Source organism: Microcoleus harperi Pol14_C6 (genome assembly GCF_036701295.1).
Taxonomy (GTDB): Bacteria; Cyanobacteriota; Cyanobacteriia; order Cyanobacteriales; family Microcoleaceae; genus Microcoleus.
This window is the reverse complement of the sequence record NZ_JAUBQN010000018.1, coordinates 80,410-100,674: the sequence shown is the minus strand read 5'-3', so window position 1 is coordinate 100,674 and position 20,265 is coordinate 80,410. Positions and strand designations below refer to the sequence as shown.

The 20,265-nt window shown below is 46.4% G+C and carries 20 protein-coding genes; 15 read left to right on the top strand and 5 right to left on the bottom strand.

Translation table 11 applies throughout. The features are described from left to right. Positions 1-134: 134 nt before the first annotated feature. Positions 135-1,049, bottom strand: coding sequence for an alpha/beta fold hydrolase (locus QUA27_RS14540; protein WP_333068723.1), 915 nt, complete (start codon positions 1,047-1,049; stop codon positions 135-137). 258 nt (positions 1,050-1,307) lie between these two features. Here QUA27_RS14540 and speB point away from each other — a divergent pair, with 258 nt between their 5' ends. The 11 genes from speB to QUA27_RS14490 all read left to right on the top strand — a co-directional run bounded on the left by speB (position 1,308) and on the right by QUA27_RS14490 (position 12,487). Continuing rightward, a complete protein-coding gene (speB, locus tag QUA27_RS14535; protein ID WP_333068722.1) occupies positions 1,308-2,237 on the top strand; it encodes an agmatinase in 930 nt (309 codons plus the stop codon). A 133-nt stretch (positions 2,238-2,370) separates the two neighbouring features. Further along, entirely contained in the window at positions 2,371-2,928 is a 558-nt protein-coding gene (locus QUA27_RS14530) for a thioredoxin family protein (protein ID WP_333068721.1), read from the top strand. 179 nt (positions 2,929-3,107) lie between these two features. Beyond that, positions 3,108-3,914 carry a molybdate ABC transporter substrate-binding protein gene (gene modA / locus QUA27_RS14525; RefSeq protein WP_333068720.1) on the top strand — a complete coding sequence of 269 codons (807 nt, stop codon included), beginning with the start codon at positions 3,108-3,110 and terminating at the stop codon, positions 3,912-3,914. A 70-nt stretch (positions 3,915-3,984) separates the two neighbouring features. Then, a complete protein-coding gene (gene modB, locus QUA27_RS14520) occupies positions 3,985-5,805 on the top strand; it encodes a molybdate ABC transporter permease subunit (protein WP_333068719.1) in 1,821 nt (606 codons plus the stop codon). Between the two features lie 67 nt (positions 5,806-5,872). Beyond that, positions 5,873-6,271, top strand: a complete 399-nt coding sequence (gene msrB, locus QUA27_RS14515) for a peptide-methionine (R)-S-oxide reductase MsrB (RefSeq protein WP_333068718.1) — start codon at positions 5,873-5,875, stop codon at positions 6,269-6,271. 131 nt (positions 6,272-6,402) lie between these two features. After that, positions 6,403-7,131 carry a UMP kinase gene (gene pyrH, locus QUA27_RS14510; protein WP_071884014.1) on the top strand — a complete coding sequence of 243 codons (729 nt, stop codon included), beginning with the start codon at positions 6,403-6,405 and terminating at the stop codon, positions 7,129-7,131. After that, positions 7,118-7,666 carry a ribosome recycling factor gene (frr, locus tag QUA27_RS14505; RefSeq protein ID WP_333034638.1) on the top strand — a complete coding sequence of 183 codons (549 nt, stop codon included), beginning with the start codon at positions 7,118-7,120 and terminating at the stop codon, positions 7,664-7,666. Before pyrH ends, frr begins: the two co-directional genes overlap by 14 nt. A 187-nt stretch (positions 7,667-7,853) precedes the next feature. Then, positions 7,854-7,991, top strand: a complete 138-nt coding sequence (locus tag QUA27_RS27425) for an NAD(P)-binding protein (RefSeq protein WP_445251510.1) — start codon at positions 7,854-7,856, stop codon at positions 7,989-7,991. Then, positions 7,942-8,340 carry an NAD(P)/FAD-dependent oxidoreductase gene (locus QUA27_RS14500; RefSeq protein WP_333068717.1) on the top strand — a complete coding sequence of 133 codons (399 nt, stop codon included), beginning with the start codon at positions 7,942-7,944 and terminating at the stop codon, positions 8,338-8,340. Before QUA27_RS27425 ends, QUA27_RS14500 begins: the two co-directional genes overlap by 50 nt. A 317-nt stretch (positions 8,341-8,657) precedes the next feature. Then, on the top strand, positions 8,658-9,110 hold the full coding sequence (ybiA, locus tag QUA27_RS14495) for a riboflavin biosynthesis intermediates N-glycosidase (RefSeq protein WP_333068716.1): 453 nt from the start codon (positions 8,658-8,660) through the stop codon (positions 9,108-9,110). Positions 9,111-9,481: 371 nt separating this feature from the next. Then, complete coding sequence (locus QUA27_RS14490) at positions 9,482-12,487, top strand: GAF domain-containing protein (protein WP_333068715.1); 3,006 nt, start codon at positions 9,482-9,484, stop codon at positions 12,485-12,487. Positions 12,488-12,494: 7 nt separating this feature from the next. Here the strand turns inward: QUA27_RS14490 and QUA27_RS14485 are convergent, their stop codons facing one another. From QUA27_RS14485 to QUA27_RS14475, 3 genes are all read right to left on the bottom strand, one after another. Continuing rightward, positions 12,495-13,271 carry a pentapeptide repeat-containing protein gene (locus QUA27_RS14485; RefSeq protein ID WP_333068714.1) on the bottom strand — a complete coding sequence of 259 codons (777 nt, stop codon included), beginning with the start codon at positions 13,269-13,271 and terminating at the stop codon, positions 12,495-12,497. A 260-nt stretch (positions 13,272-13,531) separates the two neighbouring features. Next, positions 13,532-14,176: a pentapeptide repeat-containing protein gene (locus tag QUA27_RS14480; protein WP_190734746.1), complete on the bottom strand. Its 645-nt coding sequence runs from the start codon at positions 14,174-14,176 to the stop codon at positions 13,532-13,534. Positions 14,177-14,704: 528 nt separating this feature from the next. Then, positions 14,705-14,827 carry a hypothetical protein gene (locus QUA27_RS14475; RefSeq protein ID WP_333068713.1) on the bottom strand — a complete coding sequence of 41 codons (123 nt, stop codon included), beginning with the start codon at positions 14,825-14,827 and terminating at the stop codon, positions 14,705-14,707. Positions 14,828-15,262: 435 nt separating this feature from the next. On the opposite strand from QUA27_RS14475, the gene QUA27_RS14470 reads away from it, so the two are divergent. Next, positions 15,263-15,700, top strand: coding sequence for a helix-turn-helix domain-containing protein (locus tag QUA27_RS14470; protein WP_333068711.1), 438 nt, complete (start codon positions 15,263-15,265; stop codon positions 15,698-15,700). 297 nt (positions 15,701-15,997) lie between these two features. Here the strand turns inward: QUA27_RS14470 and QUA27_RS14465 are convergent, their stop codons facing one another. After that, the gene (locus tag QUA27_RS14465) at positions 15,998-16,351 is read right to left on the bottom strand and encodes a metal-sensing transcriptional repressor (RefSeq protein WP_242723064.1); all 354 of its coding nucleotides are present in this window, start codon (positions 16,349-16,351) and stop codon (positions 15,998-16,000) included. A 177-nt stretch (positions 16,352-16,528) separates the two neighbouring features. On the opposite strand from QUA27_RS14465, the gene QUA27_RS14460 reads away from it, so the two are divergent. From QUA27_RS14460 to QUA27_RS14450, 3 genes are all read left to right on the top strand, one after another. Next, the gene (locus QUA27_RS14460) at positions 16,529-17,773 is read left to right on the top strand and encodes an HhoA/HhoB/HtrA family serine endopeptidase (RefSeq protein WP_333068710.1); all 1,245 of its coding nucleotides are present in this window, start codon (positions 16,529-16,531) and stop codon (positions 17,771-17,773) included. Positions 17,774-18,006: 233 nt separating this feature from the next. Further along, positions 18,007-18,657 (top strand): RNA ligase family protein, encoded by a 651-nt coding sequence (locus tag QUA27_RS14455; protein ID WP_333068709.1) that lies wholly within the window; start codon positions 18,007-18,009, stop codon positions 18,655-18,657. Between the two features lie 544 nt (positions 18,658-19,201). Continuing rightward, positions 19,202-19,789 (top strand): transposase, encoded by a 588-nt coding sequence (locus QUA27_RS14450; RefSeq protein WP_333068708.1) that lies wholly within the window; start codon positions 19,202-19,204, stop codon positions 19,787-19,789. Positions 19,790-20,265: the final 476 nt, after the last annotated feature.

Below are 20,265 nucleotides of genomic sequence, written 5' to 3'. Positions count from 1 at the left end.
AACAGCCAACAATCTAATTCATCTGCGTTAATCTGTATTAATCTGCCATCATCTGCGGTAAAAAAAAGAGAATTTGTTAACCGCAGATGACAAGGGATTGACGCAGATTAACGCAGATGAAAGGAGCAAAAGCACTAAGTTTCTGCAAACGCCGATCGCTCTTTAATCCAATCGAGTAAAATAGGATTGACCAATTCCGGCGCTTCATCTTGCGGGCAGTGTCCCACTCCCTCCAAAGGAATAAACTTTTCAACAGCCGGAAACTTTGCCAATTCTCGCCCCAATGCGATCGGCTCCCAAGGGTCATCTGTTCCCCACAAAATCAAAGCCGGACAGCTCAAACGCGGCAACAAATCCTCCGGTAGCGGGCCTTGAGAATAACTGATAAATGCTACAAATACTTCTACTGCGCCGCTGTCCTTAGCAGGTTCCAGCAGCATATTTACCAGTTCGTCGCTGACAGCTTCAGGACGGCGATAAGCTTGCAAAAGCACTTTTTTTACTGTTTTTGGCGTTGCTAATTGTTTAAAAAATAGTTGACTTATCCACTTGACATTTAAAACTTTTTGTGCGATTGGCGCTCCAAAACTGCGATACCAAGGCAATTCGGCGCGTTTGCGATCGTGCAGCAACCGCAGGGAACAATTGAGTAAAATTACGCCAGAAGCAATATCGGGAAAATCCACAGCGGCTTGCATAATTGCCACGCAGCCGATCGAATTTCCGACCAAAAAAGCCGGCCCGCCCGCAACTTCCCGACAAAAATCAGCAATTAGCTGTCCCCAAGTTTCAAAAGTATAGTCAATCTCAAGTTTGGGCGCTGGTTTAGCAGAACCGCCAAAACCGATGAGGTCGATCGCAAAACAGCGACAATCAGCCGCCAGCGCCGGCAAATTCTTGCGCCAGTGGCCCCAAGACGCACCAAAACCGTGGACAAACACCACCGCAGGCCCCTGGGAACCCGCAGTTTGGTAGCAAATCGGAAAGCCTTTCCACAGCCAAGTTTGAGGTGCAACAGCAGTTGACGAAGCGGGACTAGAAGATGTCATGCGATTTTAGATTTTAGATTTTAGATGAAAGCAAGGCTGCAAAGAACTCAAGTCATTACTACAAACCGTATCGCAATTCGAGGCAACCACGGGGAGATGGCCCCCACTGCATAAATCCTCAGCCTTCCTTCCCTCTCCCCTCTTCCCTCTTCCTTTTTCCCTCTTCCTTCTTCCTTCTTCCTTCTGACTTTGCAGTTAGAGCTCAAATTATGTCACGATTAAACCTGCTGACTTCTTTGCCTTATTGAAATTTCCCTTATGCCAACGATCATTTCCACTGCTGTCGTACCGTTTCTGGGGTCGGAAATTGTACCCGACTACGACACCGCCAAAGTAGTTATCTTACCAATTCCCTACGAAGCTACCACCACTTACCGCCGGGGGTGCGAAAACGGGCCCGCTAAACTTCTAGAAGCTTCTCATCAACTAGAGTGCTACGACGAAGAATTGGATTCCGAAGTTTGCTACGATGTCGGAATTTATACACAAGAGCCGATCGCCGATACCCGCAACAGGCAACCAGTTTCATCCTCAGAAATGCTGCAAGTCACCAAAGCAGCAGTCCACCAGCTAGTTACCGAAAATAAATTTGTCATCTCTCTCGGAGGCGAACACAGCATCACTGCAGGCGTTGTCGAAGGTTATCGCCAAGCATACCCGGATGAACCTTTCACCGTCGTGCAAATCGACGCCCACGGTGACTTGCGGCACGAATACGAAGGCTCGATTCACAACCACGCCTGCGTGATGCGGCGTGTTGTCGATATGGGCTTACCGACACTGCAAATCGGGATTCGCGCTATCTGCAAGGAAGAAGCCGACTTGATTAAAGCAAAACAGCTAAACGTGATTCGAGCTCGCGAAATCGCTACTCAACCGGATTGGGCCGATCGGGCAATTGCCAGCATAACAACTAAGCGAGTATTTTTGACGATCGACTTAGACGGCATCGATCCGACTTTAATTCCAGGGGTGGGAACACCCGAACCGGGCGGGTTAAATTGGTATTCCCTCACCGCATTTTTGCGCCGCATCTTCGAGTCCTACGAAGTAATCGGGTGTGACATTATGGAATTAGCACCTATTGTAGATTCTGTAGTCTCAGAATTTACCGCTGCCAAATTAGCATACAAACTTATTGGATACCAAGCTCTGGCTCAAGGTTGGCTAAAGCCAGACGAGGAATAAATCCCCAAGTACGAATCACAATAGGCTGTTGGCAAGGCTAGAATTAAGCTAAAGCTAAACAACAGCCAATTTTATTCGTGCTGACAGTTTCATCTTTCATGCTGGCAAATACTGCTCTTCACCTCCTGAAAACATGAGTTTACTAATCGATACAACCGGTACTCCCATTAACGGCTACGCTCCCGATTTTGAACTGCCGGGAGTGGACGAAGAAGTTCACCATTTAGCTCGATATTTAGAAAAATTTCGGGCGATCGCGGTGATATTTATGTGCAATCATTGCCCTTACGTGCAGTTGTATCTCAATCGTATGAAAGAACTTCAAGCAGATTTTCAAGATCGAGATGTTACTTTAATCGGGATTAATGCTAATGATGCAAACCAGTATCCCGACGACAGTTTTGAGAACATGAAAATTTTTGCAGCCAACAATCAACTCAACTTCCCGTACATCCGAGATGTTGCTCAAGATGTGGCTGAAAGTTTTGGGGCTTCTAAAACGCCGGAGGTTTTTTTGCTAGACCAAGACGGCAAACTGCGCTATAAAGGTTTAATTGACGACAACGCTGACGATCCGGCGGCGGTGCAGGTTTCTTATCTGCGGAGTGCGATCGACCAATTGCTCAACAGTCAACCCGTTGAGCCTTCAACTACAGAGGCAATAGGCTGTTCCGTCAAATGGCGAGCATAGGCAGATTTAAAATTAACGTTCCGACACTAATTATTAACTGGTTCCCAGGCACAGCCAGGGAACCTATCTCCAGAGGCTCTGCCTCGTCAAAGAGTGGACGCAAATTGGAGGTACAGCCTCCGAATCTGCTTTACCAGGCAGAGCCTGGTAAGGAGTAAAAAGATTCAAAACAATTTTCTGTGAACTTAAAAAGTAGACGTATTCCCAACTTAATTCTCGCAGTCGCCTTCATGCTAGCACTGCTGATTAGTTGGAACTTATTTAAGAACTTTGCCTCAGTCGATACGCCGCAGCGCACCTCCTTAAACGTATCCGCTGCTATCAGTCTCTCGAAAGCTTTAGGGGAAATCAAAACTGTTTATGAAAGCAGTAATCCAAATTTTACTATTACTTATAATTTTGGTGCTTCCGGTGTTCTAGAACAGCAAATTCAGCAAGGCGCCCCGGTAGATGTATTTTTCAGCGCCGCCACCAACCCAATGGATGCTTTGCAGCAATCTAACCTATTAATTAACGACACGCGCCGCAATTTACTAACAAATCGCTTGGTTTTGATTACTCCCAAAAACGGCTTGGCTTTGAGCGATTTTAAACAGTTGGCAGATGCCAGAATCAAGAAAATTGCGATTGGCGAACCGAAAAGCGTACCTGTGGGCCAATACGCTCAGGAAATGTTAACTAAGCTTGGATTGTGGCAGCAACTCCAGCCAAAATTAGTGCTAGGAAATAACGTCCGCCAAGTGCTGACATTCGTCGAAAGCGGTAACGTTGATGCTGGCATAGTTTATGCGACTGACGCCACAGCCTCGGACAAAGTAACTGTGCGGCTAACGGCTGCCGAAAATTTGCATTCGCCCATTGTTTATCCGCTGGCAGTTATTAAAAACAGCCGCAATCCCGCTGCGGCGAAAGCGTTTGTTGACTTTTTGGCGGGCGATCGGGCTAAAATAGTATTTCAGAAATACGGATTTGGCATAGTTCGATAACTAACTAATTATGGATTTTTTACCGCTGATGAAAGCAGATAAGCGCTGATTAACGCGGATGTATTTATAAATGGAATTTGATATTTCTCCGCTCTGGATATCTCTAAAATCCTCCGCTATTGCGACATTTATCACCTTTTTCCTGGGAATAGCAGCCGCCCGGTGGATGCTTTCAACTCGCATCAGAGGTAAAGCTTTAATTGAAGGCATTTTCATTTCTCCCTTAGTTTTGCCGCCGACAGTAGTGGGATTTTTGCTGCTGCTGCTGTTTGGGAGAAATGGGGCGATCGGGCAATTTTTGCTACAATTCGACTTAACTATAATTTTCACTTGGCAAGCCGCCGCCACTACTGCCACAGTTGTATCATTTCCCCTCATGTACAAAACTGCTTTGGGAGCTTTTGAGCAAATTGATGCCAATCTTCTCAATGCAGCCCGCACTTTGGGAGCCTCGGAGTGGCAAGTTTTTTGGCGAATTATGCTGCCGCTAGCATGGCCGGGAATTTTAGCAGGAACTATTCTCGCATTTGCTCGCGCTTTGGGTGAATTCGGCGCGACGCTGATGTTAGCGGGGAATATTCCCGGACAAACTCAAACTATCCCGATGGCAATTTATTTTGCTGTGGAAGCAGGGGATATGAGGCAAGCTGCTATTTGGGTTTTGATTATTCTGAGTATTTCTTTAAGCGTGCTAACTGCTGTTAATTTTTGGAGTGATTTACAAAAGATATCGCCCAAACCGAATTCTAGCCAAAGACTGCAATCAAATCTTCCTAAAGTCGCGTCTATTTTTACAACAAATTCCCAAAAACAACACCAGAAAATCGGACTTTGTTTAAGCATTTTTAAACCTCTCTCCAGCTTTGCCTTGGATGTCGGCTTCGATATCGGCCCGGAAGTGCTGGGAATTTTGGGCGCGTCGGGTTCCGGCAAAAGCATGACTCTGCGCTGCATCGCTGGTTTGGAAACTCCAAGGAGCGGTCAAATTTCAGTCAATGGCAGGGTTTTATTTGACTCAGCACAGGGTATTAATGTAGCTTCTAAAGACCGCCACATCGGTTTTTTGTTTCAAAACTATGCTTTATTTCCGCACCTGAGTGTTGCTCAAAATATTGCGTTTGGCTTGCAGCATTTATCTGAAAGCGAGCAAAAACTTCGGGTAAAAGAACAGCTAATTTCGGTGCAAATGTCGGGACTGGAAAACCGCTACCCGCACGAACTTTCGGGAGGCCAACAGCAGCGGGTGGCATTGGCTAGGGCGATCGCCCCTTCTCCCGATTTGCTGCTGTTAGACGAACCGTTTTCTGCTTTGGATACTCACTTACGCAGTCAACTTGAACGGGAGTTAATGCAGACTCTGGCTAATTATCGGGGCATTACTTTGTTTGTCAGCCACAATTTAGAGGAAGTTTACCGGGTGTGCAAAAATCTGTTGGTGTTGGCCCAGGGAAGGCCGATCGCCTTTGATACCAAAGAAAACATTTTCGATCGCCCAGGCAATTTCACTGTCGCCCAGTTGACTGGCTGTAAGAACTTCTCAGCAGCTAAACCGATCGCAGAAACTCTTGTGGAGGCGATCGACTGGGGCTGTAGTCTGAGTGTAGTCGAACCCATTCCCAAATCTCTAGTTTCTGTGGGAATTCGGGCTCATCAACTGATTTTTGTTAGCGGGTGCGATCGTGAAAATACTTTTGCTTGTTGGATCGCCTCGACTGTGGAAACTCCGCACCGGGTGACATTATATCTCAAATTACACTCGCCTCCCAATGATTCCCAAGATTATCACTTGCAAGCCGAAGTTTTCAAGGAAAAGTGGAGGGCTATTAAGGACAATCCTTTTCCCTGGTATGTTCATTTCGAGCCAATTAGGTTAATATTAATGGAAGCCTGAGTTAACTAGCAATATACCGTTAACACTCAACACTCAACAGTTAACTGTCAACACCCAACCTCTAATCATGACTGAAAAATTAAAAAAAACCGACGCTGAATGGCAACAACAACTCACGCCAGAACAATTTAAAGTCACCCGCAAAAAAGGAACCGAAAGAGCTTTTAGCGGCGAATATCACGACCACAAAAAACCAGGAACTTATAAGTGTATTTGCTGCGGCACAGAGCTATTTAAATCAGAAACAAAGTACGATTCCGGTACCGGTTGGCCGAGTTTCTACGCTCCCGTTAGCGAAGAAAATGTCAAGTGCGAGTCGGATAACACCTTGTTCATGCGCCGAACAGAGGTACTGTGCGCTGTTTGCGACGCTCATCTCGGTCACGTATTTAACGACGGGCCGAAACCTACCGGTCAGCGTTACTGCATGAATTCTGCTGCTCTTAATTTCGTCCCCAAGGATTAAATTTAGTCAACCGTTCTCAGTCAACTGTTCTGGAACAGGCTTTTGGGTCTGTTCTGGGTAATTGATGTTCAAAATGCACCCGTACTGCTATCTTATGGTGGAGGCAAAAAGAGTAAAAAAATAGTGGCGGCATGGGGATGGTTTATCAGCGAGTTTTGCTGAAGCTCAGCGGTGAAGCGCTGATGGGCAGCTTGGGCTACGGCATCGATCCGGTAGTCGTTCAGTCGATCGCCCAGGAAGTGGCCAAAGTCGTGTCCCAAGGCATTCAAATCGCGATTGTTGTCGGTGGCGGCAACATTTTTCGCGGGGTGAAAGCGGCTTCGGCAGGGATGGATCGGGCAACGGCTGATTATGTGGGCATGATTGCGACGGTGATGAATGCTATCACTTTGCAGGATGCCCTGGAACAAGCAGGAGTGCCAACGAGGGTGCAATCGGCGATCGCCATGCAAGAAGTAGCTGAACCCTACATCCGGCGGCGGGCAATTCGCCACCTCGAAAAAAAACGAGTAGTGATTTTCGGTGCCGGTTCTGGCAACCCTTTTTTTACTACTGATACTACAGCCGCTTTGCGGGCGGCTGAAATTGATGCAGAGGTGATTTTTAAAGCTACTAAGGTAGATGGGGTGTACGATTCCGACCCCCACCTAAACCCCAACGCGCGCAGGTATCAAACCCTCACCTATGCCCACGTCTTGAATCAAGATTTGCGGGTGATGGACAGTACGGCGATCGCCCTTTGCAAAGAAAATAATATTCCTATTATGGTATTTGACCTCTCGGTGTCGGGCAACATCTACCGAGCTGTAATGGGAGAATCTATTGGAACTCTTGTCGGAGGTTTTTGTGAAGTTAGCTGACGCAGAAGATCATATGCAAAAGGCAGTTGAGGCTACTCAACGGTCTTTTAATACTATTCGGACGGGACGGGCCAACGCCTCTCTCCTCGATCGAGTCATGGTAGACTACTACGGCTCTCCAACTCCGATCAAATCCCTTGCCAACATCGGCACCCCGGATGCGACTACGATTACTATTCAACCGTTCGATCGCACAGCGCTCAACTCGATCGAAAAAGCAATTTCCCTGTCCGATGTAGGACTCGTTCCCAACAACGACGGTTCAGTTATTCGCTTGAACATTCCGCCGCTGACGAGCGACAGACGCCAAGAATTTGTCAAAATGGCCGGGAAGTTTGCTGAAGAAGGTAAAGTTGCAATTCGCAATATCCGCCGCGATGCCGTTGACTCAATTCGCAAGCAGGAAAAAAGCAGCGATATCTCTAAAGATGAATCCCGCGACTTGCAAGATAAAATTCAAAAGCTGACGGACAAGTACATTGGCAAAATAGAAGAAGTTCTGGCAGCGAAAGAGAAAGATATCACGACTGTTTAGGGAATCGGAAATTAGGCAGGGGGAATAGGAATAGTTTTGAGATTGCTGAGAGCCGGCCGCGAACAACGAGCAGACGCTTAATGATTTGTGAATTGTGAGTTAAAAACTCAAGATTTAACACTCATTAATTTACCAATTCCTCCTGCCTCATGACCAATCACCCATTACCAGCTACCCATTACCCAAAATGTTTGATTGCATTATTGTCGGTGCAGGCCCGGCAGGAAGCACAGCAGCTTATCGCCTAGCAAAGCACAGACGTTCTGTCGCAAAATTTGCTGCTGGCAGGAGACACAGCCACTCTCGCCGACCCCCTGTCCGGTGAGGTAATTTGTCCTGCCATTGTTAGCGGATTTAAGGCTGCTGAGGCGATCGATCGAGCTCTGGGAGGTGCCGACAACGCTAAGGAGCCGTACACTCAATCGATCGCCCAAGAATGCAACACTGATATGGTTTGGGTCAGTCGCTTGGCCAGAGCCTTCTATCAGTTTACAGGAGCTGCTTATAGAGCGGGCGTCAAATTTCCCAGGTCTACTCAGTTGATGAGCAAAACTTTCTGTGGCGAACTGCTTGATGCCGCTCTCGCTAACGGCGCTTTTAAAAAGCTGATGCCGTTTTGGAACGAAGGAAGAGGGAATAATAAATATTCTTACATCCCCATTGCTTATTCTTGATTTCCAATTCTTAATCGTTAACTTAAAAATAGGCATTACGCACTATTCGTCAAAAAGCCAGTTGATTCCTAGATTTTTCGTTCCTTAACCCGATTTTTTCCAATAAACTCGCTTCAAAAGCGTAAATGCTATTTTAAATAAAGTCGATACGAGGATTTGTTAATACAAGCCCCGCGCTGCTTATAGAATCAATCTCAAATACTCTTGGAGGCAGAAAGTGGTTTTACACGTTACTAAGAGGGCGGTAAGGTGCTTGAGGCGCACCCTAAATAATTACATTCTACTTACATCCTGTAAAATATAAAATCTCAAATCTAATGATAATTTATTTTTATAAAGTAGAGGAGCCTTACGGCTGCTTTTCTAATTTTTCACTACACGACATTTCTCTGCACGGTCAATATTGGTTGACTGTGGAACATTACTATCAAGCTCAAAAATTTGTCAGCACGGATAAAAGATTAGTGGCGGCGATTCAAGCCGTAGCAACTCCTCAAGAAGCCGCTAAATTAGGTCGCGATCCCAACCACCAGATTCGCGCTGATTGGGAAGCCGTGAAAATTCCCATTATGCGCGAAGCAGTTTTAACTAAGTTTCTCACTCATACAGACATTCAAGCAATTCTCCTCGCCACAGGGGATCGAGTGATTGTTGAGGATTCGCCAACGGATTACTACTGGGGGTGTGGCTGCGATCGAACCGGTCAAAATAATTTGGGTAAAATTCTGATGAGCGTGCGCCAAGAAATTAGTCAGCGCCTCGCGCGCTGAGAGAAAGTCAAATTCTTTCGTTAATTATCATTATATGAAGTTATACAACAAATGTCAAGTTATCCTAACAATGAATAATTCTCATAGTGAGAGTTTAAGATTGCGAGAAATTTATAAGAGCCTTAAAATAATAATTATTATTTGCTTAAGTCGCTCTGCCTGTTGAAGGCAAGGATTAAACCGGTGCGATCGCAGATTTTCCTTACGCCAGTGCGCCAGAAGCGATACACCGTCGCCTCTCAACAGTGCGCTACCAATTAATTGTACAGATCGGTTGATTCAAAAACTCAGGGTGAGGCATTTGAGTTTGCTCGCGACCACAGCACCTCAAAACTTCTTATTATCATTGTATTAAGTGCAAAAGGAGATTTATGCAACTCAGAGAAAATACGCAAGAATTACATTATAAATTAGACAGAGAAGTTTTGATACGGCGGATAACAGAACGCATTCGCCAATCTCTAGAATTAGAAGATATTTTAACCAGTACGGTAGCAGAAGTGCGGTCTTTTTTGAAAACAGATCGCATTATGATTTACAGGTTTAGTGCCGACGGAAGTGGAGAAGTTGTTGCTGAGTCAATTAATAACAACCGTCTCCCTTCCTTGAAAGGACTGCACTTTCCAGCAGACGACATTCCCGCGAGCGCCAGGGAGATGTATGTCGCTTTGCGCCAGCGGACAATAATAGATGTTAACTCAGGAACGATCGTCACGAGCCCCCTAGATGCTGCAGAGACCGGTCAACCTTTAGTAAAGGAAGAGATGCACTACCGATCGCTCGATCCTTGCCACACAGCTTACCTGATGGCAATGGGAGTGCAATCTTCCTTAGTCGTGCCGATTTTGCACCGCAGGATCGCGTCGGAAAACAGCAAAACAGATATCTGCGAGGCGGCCACGTGTCTGACTCGATACGAACCAGGAAATAATCAAAAAATTCACATCGAACTGTGGGGACTTTTAGTGTCTCACCACTCTGCGGCCCTCAATATTTCACCAGCAGATTTAGAAGTAGTTCAGCTCGTATCAGATCAATTGTCTAGCGCTATAGCCCACGCGCTCCTCCTGCAGCAAACCCGCTCTCAAGCCGCCCGCGAAGCTACCGTGAGCCGCATAGCAGCCCTGTTGTATGGTCACGTCAACATTCAACTGCAGCAAGGTTTAGAAGCCACCGTCACCGCTTTGGGTGGTAGCGGTGGCAGACTCTATCTCAACCTGCCGAAAATCAACGGTGAAAAGTTATCCGCTCCCCAGATTGAGGGAGGATTGCCAACTGCCCCCGCCCACAGTAATGCTACCTTTGAACTGTTCACCACAGGAGAACAACCGACACTTCCCAATTGGGAAAAAGTTAAGGCTATCGAAGCTCATCCCCTCTGGCAGGAATGGCTAACCAAAGGATTTAAAAATACTGAAGAACTTCCCAAAATTTCAAATTTTACTAACTGTCAATTCCCAGTTTTGATAATTACTGACTTATACAAAGAACCTCTATTTAGAGTTTTAGTTCCCGCTTTCCAATCTACTAAAATTAGGGGTTTGCTGGTAATTCCCCTCCACTATAAACAACAACTTGTCGGCTGTTTGACCATTTTTCGCAATGCAATAGATACCGAAAAAATGTGGGCGGGGCGGTTTGACAGCAGCGTGGCACAAACCCTTCCCAGACAATCCTTTGAACTCTGGCGAGAAATAAAAAAAGGTCAGTCGCCCGAGTGGAAGTACGAGGAAATTGAGCAAGCTTTAGCTATAGGCAGCCAATTTTGTTCGGCAATTGGGCAGTACGTTCTTTATAAAGAAGTGCAAACCCTGAATGCCAACTTGGAGCGCCAAGTTCAAGAACGCACCGCTCAGTTACAACAATCCTTGGACTTTGCCAAAGTATTGACGCGAGTTAGAGACCAGATTCGCAGCACCTTAGATTTAAAAATCATACTGCAAACTATTGTGCGAGAAGTCAGAGTTTTGTTGGATACAGATCGCACGGTAATCTACCAATTTGCAGCAGATAAACAGGGCGAGGTAGTTGTCGAAGCTGTTTGCGGCCAGTGGCGGTCGATTTTAGGTATCACATCTCCACAAGAATGCTTTCCCGAAGGCTCAGACTGCTTTTATGGAGCCGGACGGGTGCGAGCAATTAATGATATTTATACTGAGGATTTAACACCCTGTCACCGCGAATTTTTGGAAGAGTTGCAGGTGAGAGGAAGTTTAATTGTGCCGATGAGAGGCAAAGATTCCCAATTGTGGGGGTTGTTGATTGCCCATGAGTGTTCGGGGCCGAGAGTTTGGCATACAGCAGAACAAGAATTGGTGCAACATTTAGCGGCTCAAGCTGCGATCGCCATTCACCAAGCAGAACTTTATCAAGAAAGTCTCAATGCAGCAACTGCCGATCGATTAAAAGCCGAACAGCTAGCTAAAACAGTCACAGAACTGCACAATACCCAAGCCCAACTGATTCAAACCGAAAAAATGTCCAGTCTCGGACAACTTCTGGCCGGAGTCGCCCACGAAATCAATAACCCCGTTAACTTTATCTACGGCAATCTGTCCCACGCCAGCGAATACACCAAAGATTTGCTCTGCTTGGTGGAACTCTACCGCCAGCACTACCCCAATCCCAACCCAGAAATTAGCGAGTGCTCCGAAGCAATCGACATCGAATTTCTTGCCGAAGATTTGCCAAAAATTTTGGGTTCCATGACAGTCGGAGTTGAGCGCATCCGCCAGTTAGTTGTATCTTTGCGTAATTTTTCCAGGACGGATCAAGCCGAGAAAAAAGCCGTTGACATTCACGAGGGCATCGACAGTACCCTGTTGATTTTGCAGCACCGGATCAAAGCCAATTCCGATCGCAACACCGTAGAAATTATTAAAGAATACGCCACTTTACCCTTAGTAGAATGCTATGCCAGCTCGCTCAATCAAGTATTTATGAATCTGATCGGTAATGCCCTTGACGCCCTAGAAATGGGAAAAAAAGATCGAGGTATGAATCTTCCCTTGAAAGCGGCAAGTGCAGCGGCGACACATTTAAGCTCGCAAATACTGCCTATCGAGTCAGGAGATATAAATGCCACCACCGAGTGTTTGATTCCTGATTTACCCTCTCCTTGCATTAGGATTCGCACTGAATTAATAAATGAAAAAACGGTAGGAATTTGCATTGCCGACAATGGTCACGGCATCCCCAAAGAGTTAATCTCTCACATATTTAATCCGTTTTTTACTACTAAACCCGTAGGTCGGGGCACGGGTTTAGGACTGTCTATCAGTTACCAAATTGTAGTTGAGAAACACCAAGGCGTACTAAAGTGTGTTTCTGTACCCGGTCATGGTACAGAGTTCTGGATCGAGATTCCCCTGAATTAGGCAACCGTCAAGGCAAGATTAGCTTCACGAGCACAGAACCGATCGAGCCCAGAAGACTCATAAAGTTGCCACCGCCGCCCGTGCGGGGTTCCGTAGGCTTTTGACGTGCCACAATGGCTTCGGCTAACTGCTTTGACAAATCCTGACCTTGGGGATTTCCTTGAGCTGCAAAGAGTTTGTTTGCTCGATCGGCGTCTTGAGTCGCGCCGGCGAAGTCTCCCAAGTCAGCGCGAGACATACTGCGCGCAAAATAAACGGCTGCTAAATCCGATTTCAGATTCAGCGCTTGATTGTAATAATCAATGGCGTTTCTATAGTTTCCTGCTTGAGCTTCCAGCACTCCCAACCGGTAGAAGTCTTCAGCGGTGCCGATATTGGTTGGCATTCCTCTAACTCCGAGCAGTTGCGCGTTATTTAAATTAGCGCCTTGCAAATTGGCGTCGCTGAGGTAGGCACTTCTCAAATCAGCACCGCTGAGGTTGGCTCCGCTGAGGTTAGCCCCCGTCAGGTTGACGCCAAACAGGCTAGTGCCGCTGAGGTTGGCTCCGCTGAGGTCAGCCCCGGTGAGGTTGGCTCGGCTGAGGTTAGCCAACCTCAAATCAGCACCTTTGAGATTGGCTCCGGTTAAGTTGGCTAAAACCAAACCTGCACTGCTGAGGTCGCAGTTGGGGCACTGTCGGGTGGCTAGCAATTGTTGCGTGTGTTGGATGTTCTCGGCGGGTGCAGGAGCGATCGGGGCGATCGAGCTCAGCAGCGTTACAGCAGCGAGGATTCTGAGTTTCATTTTAACCGTCCAAAATCCAAAATATTAAATCTAAAATAGCTTTTCTCGAAGCAATTGAAAATCACCATAACACAAGTTCACCCAACAAATCTTTTGACTTGCCGTATCTAGGAGTTGTGTGCGCCATCAGCACCATACATTGAAGTTCTCGGCCTTACCTGAGTGTCAAATAAACACTTCGCTGCCAATAAATTAGGGTAATGAAAATTTCATTACCCTTTAGCCGCTGTTCTCGGCAACCATAAAAATTAACAAATAAATTAGTCGTGAATCGTGCCGTCGGGCATCGTTGTACCCTTAAGATATACTCCGCTCAGGTTAACTTTTGTAAGGTTTGCTCCCAACAGGTTTGCTCCGCTTAAGTCTGACGCACTTAAAATCGCTTCAGTCAAGTCTGCCCTAATTAAACTCGCCCCCATTAAGTCGGCTCCGCTAAGGTCTACTTTGCTCAAGTTTGCGCCAATTAAATCGCATTCTGTGAGCACCGCCCTACGCAAGTTTACCCCGTAAAGATTTACTCCGTGCAAGTCTGCACGGCTAAGTGTGGCCCGAGATATGTTGGCTCCAATTAAAGTTGCTTGGATCAGGGAAGCTCCGCTCAAGTCTGCTTTGCTGAGGTTCGCTCCCATCAACTCAGCTCGATTCAGGTTAGCTTCAACTAAAAGTGCTTCTGTGAGGTCGGCTCCACCTAAGTCTGCTCTTCTCAAATTAATCTTGCACAAATTGGCTTTGCCAAAGTTGACTCTGTTGAGTTTCGCTTTGCTGAGATTGGCTCCAATCAGGTCGGCTTCATACAGATTGGCTCCAATCAATTCTGCTTCGTAGAGGTAGACCTCGTGCAGGTAGACCCCGCTAAAATTTCTTTCTCCTATTGCGTATAGCTTGAGCAGTTCGTCAACGTTCATTGTGGCTTCTCTACACCTTTTAAATGAAGAATACTGTCAGCAAGCTGGTTGCACCGGATGTTCTGCAATTTTAGATTCTGAAATATTCACACTAGCCTGAAACTTCCCTCAATATGCAAGGTTTGAGTACAAATTAGATGGTTTGGTGAGGGTGAAGGACAAAGCTGCATTCTTTTTTCCGTTTTGGGAAAAATTAATATTTAAAAATTTTAACAGCAAGTTTGAGCGCACTTCGTAACTAAACCCCCAAGATTCTACGTGGAAACTCCGATCAAACCCATAACTTTTTGTGGGTAGTTGAGCTTACTGAGTAGCCGTGTGACCAAGATCACAAGGCAATGTTAGTACGATCACATAGAAACCACCCTTTCGATCACAGCAGGCGGGCAAAAATAGCCGATACTTATACTGTAATGCTGAGAAATTGACAATGCCACCCTCGTCGTGTTTTACTCAATTGGCGATAAAGCCAGTAGTTTCACAGATACTTGCCCGCCGCAAGAAAGTCGGTTGCAACGTCACTCGGCGCTACCCGCTCTGACCGATGAGAGTGCTGATATCTAAGGATTTTTCGCACAGCGAATGCCAAAAATGCACTTCGGGGACTAGGGGAATGTCTGTATAAAAATGCGATCGCTGGTGTACAGACATTCGCTTGTTTGCTAGCACCTAATGACTAAAAATCGCTCATACGTTCGCAAAAAATACCAATAAATACCAGGAAAACCATGATAGATGTTTAACAATAAGAGAATAAATGGTATTCCTTAAGAGTCACCTATTGCCGCTAATGTTACAGTCGATCGGTTAACGGCTATCAGTATTAGCAATGACGCTTATCCATCAAATACAAAACTGACCCAGAAACCGGGTTTTTTACCAAAAAAAATCGTTGCAACCTTGCTCCAGGTTCAAATAATCCGGTTTCTGAGCGTCGGAGTGCCTCCAGGAAGGAAAAAGTTTAATGAGAACGATCGCTTTTGTATTGCTTCATGGCAAACAAAAGGTCAGCATTTAGGATCGGAGCAGCTTTCGCTCCCTTGTCAAAAAAAGGTATTGTAGAACGCGAATCGTGAGGTAATTGATATGGCTGGAGTATGTAAACTTAGCATCACAGAGACAAGTGAAGAGCTAAAAAACCTCTTAACTGAACAAAAAACGGCAAGCGGCTTTCAAAAAATTCAAGCACTTTACCTGTTCAAAATTTGTCATGTTAAGACAGTTAAAGAATTGGCAATGACGATCGGGGTCAATCGAATTACAGTGCAGCGGTGGCTGAGAAAGTACCGTTCTGATGGACTCGAAGGACTCCTCGAAACAAAGCACAGCGGCGGCCGTAAGCCGGCCATTCCTCCTCTGGCCCGCGCTAGTTTGGCAATGCGCCTCAGCGACCCCCAGGAAGGTTTTAAAAGCTATGGAGAGATTCAAGAGTGGTTGCAGCAGGAATACAGCATTGAAGCTTCGTATAAAGCAGTTTACGCAACAGTCAGATATCACCTAAAAGCCAAGCTGACGAAAGTCTAGACAGTTCATACCGCCTCGGATTAAGCACCGATTATCTAATTGTTTGCCGTCAGCTTTTGAAGATTTTGAGGAGTTCCGTCGTCACGACAAACCTGACAAATTCTTTTTTAACAAAACTCGCTCTCATAAACGGCGGAGCATATAAATTATATGTTGTGGAAATGGGGGTGAGGGGGAGAAGATTTGATGCTTTTCCCGCGTTTGTGAAAGATGCTCAAAAAAAGCTTCATAAATCATAACTTGCAAGTTTTGTCTAATTTGCAAGTTTTGTTATATCGATGTAAAAATTGGCAGCGGCTAAGGCAAAAACCGATCCAAAGCCGCTTTCAACTCTTCGATTTCCGTATCGATATTACCTTCTTTAGCGGCTCGGGCAATGCACTCAGTTAAATGTTCGTCAAGAATGATTCTCGCCACGCGATCGAGCGCGCCTCGAACCGCAGCAACTTGCACGAGAACTTCGGGACAGGGACGGTTTTCTTGCACCATTGTTTTAATACCTCGGACGTGTCCCTCAATCCGAGACAAGCGATTTACCAGCCGCCGCATCGATTCTTCATCGTGATGGTGAGGGTGGGCTGATTTATCGTCGTGATGGTGGTGGGAATTGGAGGGCAAGGATTTGTCAGTAGAAGTATCAGATAGAATCATTGGGGTTACGAAGGAAATTTAAAAGTTAGAATTCAGAATATGTTGAGTTGGTGCGGGCTGGTGACTCATGTATTGTAACTGTCAAAAGATATTTAGGATCTTCATAGTGGCAGATTATTGAGTCCGCACGATCGCACACCTTTACCAGACTAACCCAGACTAACAAAGATTGACGCTATGCGACTATTTAAGTTTTTTCGCCCCGCACCTCGAACCGGTGCTCGTTGGTTCGCCCTAATTTTAGGAATGACGATCGCCCTGAGTGCGTTAGCAATCAATCCTGCACCCGCAGCAGCCGCTGACGGCACAAATCCGCCCAACTTACAGTTCCAGAATTTCCCAGCCACTCCCCCGAATCCGCAACTGTTAGCACTACGGGGCGGGGAACTGCCAGGGGATACCGGCAGTTTTGTGACGGCGGCTGTCGATCGAGTCGGGCCGGCAGTTGTCCGCATTGATACCGAGCGCACAGTCAGTCGCAACCTCGACCCTTTAATGGAAGACCCCTTCTTCCGTAGATTTTTGGGAGAAGATTTACGGAGCATGACCCCCAGACAAGAACGCTTACGCGGTCAAGGTTCCGGCTTCATTATTGACAAAAGCGGGATTGTTTTAACCAACGCTCACGTAGTTGACAAAGCCGATCGAGTGACTGTCACCTTAAACGACGGCAGGACATTTCCAGGAGAAGTGCAAGGTACTGACGAAGTAACAGATTTGGCTGTTGTCAAAATTAATACTAAGCAATTAGACTTACCGACTACCACCTTGGGAGATTCCGACGCGGTGAAAGTGGGAGATTGGGCGATCGCCGTGGGCAACCCCCTGGGATTTGACAACACCGTCACCTTGGGCATTATCAGCACCCTCAAACGATCCAGTGCAGCCGTCGGCATTCCCGACAAGCGGCTCGATTTCATTCAAACCGACGCCGCCATCAATCCCGGCAATTCCGGCGGCCCGCTGTTAAACAGCAGAGGAGAAGTGATTGGCATCAACACGGCCATTCGAGCTGATGCAATGGGTATTGGCTTTGCGATTCCGATAGACAAAGCTAAGGCCATCTACGCGCAGTTAGCCAAGGGAGAACAAGTCAGCCATCCGTTTTTGGGGATTCAGATGATTGCTTTGACTCCTGAAATGGCCAGAGAGAATAATTCTGACCCCAATGCTCCTTTGATTGTCCCGGAAGTTAAGGGAGTGTTAGTGATGAGAGTTGTGCCCAACACCCCTGCTGAGAAAGCAGGTCTTCGCAAAGGGGATGTGATAGTTCAAATTGACGGTGAGGGGGTGACTGAGGCCGAACAGTTGCAAAGTTTGGTGGACAACAGTGAAATCGGTCAAATTCTAAAACTGAAGGTGCGCCGCGGTTCCCAGATTAAAGAAGTAGCCGTTCAAACTGCTCAACTGATGGATTTTTAGAAGTGAAGGGGAAGGCGGGAAACTGTTAAAAACCGCATAAAGTTTGTAGTGAGGATTTTAGTCAAATCTTAATATGTTTAGGTACGCTGTTGTGCATTTAAATTGTATGTTGAGGGCGGGTTCTCCTGCCCACCTCACCAGAGTAAAAAAATCTTTTACCGTCCAATTTAAATACACAGCTTAATAGCGACTAAAATCCTCACTGCAAACCAGTTTTATTATTGGTGATTGATATGACACGAGTTCAACTTGCCTATCCCAAAATTCCCGATAGTAAAAATTGCCCTAATGAACAATGTATAGCTTTTGAGAAGTACGATGGCACTAATTTGCATTGGGTTTGGGAAGTTGAACTTGGTTGGTATGCTTTTGGTACGCGCCGCAGTAGATTTGACTTGGATGAGATGGGAATTGCAGAATTTAATGCTGCACATCCAGGTTTAGAAGCAGCACCTGAAATATTTAAAAGAGATTTTGCTAGTCCCTTAGAGTCTATATTTCGAGAGAATGAACAGTATCACTGCGCTGAAATTACTGTGTTTACAGAGTTTTTTGGTGAGCACTCGTTTGCGGGAATGCACCAAAAGGACGATCGCAAACAACTGGTGCTTTTTGATGTGGAAACCGAGGGCGGTATGGTTGTTCCAGATCGGTTTATTCAGGATTTTGGTAAATTAAATATTGCGCGAGTGATTTATCGCGGCAAACTGACGGGCAAGTTTATGGACGATCTTCGCAAGGGGAAATACGGTGTTGATGAAGGTGTTGTTTGCAAGGGAGGCCGCAATGCTAATAATCTGTGGATGGTGAAGATTAAGACTGATGCGTATATGCAGAGATTGCAGCAAGCTTTTAAGGATGATTGGGAAAAATACTGGGAGTAATATCAAATCTGAAGGCTAACTTTTTTCATGAATCGATCGAGTAGTGCGATCGCCTCTTCAGTCTTGAAATTAATCTTTCTTTACACAGCACTGTTTATTTATGTCCGACTACTTACTGGAGTTTAGACTAAAGAGTACGATCGGCCTCAAGCAAAAGTGATCTCGCCACAGCACAATCGAAGGGATGAGAGAACCAACAACATGCAAAAAAATACCGGGTCAACTCAAGCAGAGTTGACCCGGAGGGCGGAAGATAGGGAAGTCTCACCAACCCGCTCAACCGCTATGAATAATGTTGTCACGATGGTTGCAAGAGTTTCGTCAAGCCATCTACAACAATCTATGTGTATTGCGCAAGATGCTACCTTTGAGTTAATGGATGCACTCTTGTTGACTAGAACAGCTCAAAGTTTAGCCGACTTATCATTATCTTGCGTGTTTCGCCGTCAATGGCCAAGCGTTTACGAAGCATTACAAGACACTCGACCCGCGAGACAACAATTAATGAAACTTTACATCCAACAACTCCCGCGCTCGGAACGAATTGTCCTCGCGGGCGACCAGAGGACGAAAGTCGAGACCGTTCGTCAAAACACTGAAAGAACGTACCTACGAACATTCCCCATCACAACTGGGAGGTCGCCCGGTGACTGTAGGATACGGTTACAGTACATTGGCGTGGATACCTGAAGCACAAGGAAGTTGGGCCTTGCCACTGTTGCACGAGAGAATTACCAGTTGGGACAGTCGAATTTCTCAGGCTGTTCAACAATTATCGAGTGTCAGTTCTCCCTTGCCGTCAAGAGCGCTATCGTTGTGGGACAGCGAATACGGCTGTGCGCCGTTTGTCAATCAAACTGCAGAATTGCCGGTCGATAAACTGATGCGCCTGCGGTCGAATTTATGTTTGTGGGGGCCAGCGCCTGCTTATGGAGGCCGAGGTAGACCTAAAGTCCACGGCGAGCGACTCAAACTCAACGACTCTACAACTTGGAGTTCTCCCGCACCACAAGTTGAGGTGGATGACCCAGATTTAGGTCAATTGCGAATACGGGTGTGGCACAATTTACATTTTCGCTTGTCCCCCTCTCATGAGATGTCGATTCTGCTGGTGGAACTCCTCGGCTGCTGATGGCTCTACCAGGATTGCGAAGCCGATGTGGTTGGCGTTTGTCGGGTTAAAAATGCCTGTTATCACAGAAATTTGGCGACTCTATTTACGAAGATTTGCGCTCGACCACTGGTATCGCGCCAGCTAAAAATCACCTGCATTGGACAGTTCCTGCCTTCAGCACGCCCGCTCAATGCGACCGTTGGAGCGATAAACCTACCGATTGTTACGCTCGCAATTATGGTTGGCCCGTCACTTGATGGAGCCACGCCCTCTGCCGTGGCAGAAATCTCTGGCCAAACTCACCCCTGGGCGGGTAGCTCAATCTTTTGGAAGCATTTTAGCCTTGTTAGGCACACCAGCTCGCTCTCCCAAACAGCGAGGTAAATCGGACGGTTGGATTAAAGGGAAACAACGACGGCCCCGAATTCGATATCCTGTGGTCAAAAAAGAGTTTTCTCGTCACAGAAAACCCGCCCAAAATTCCCCCTAATCAG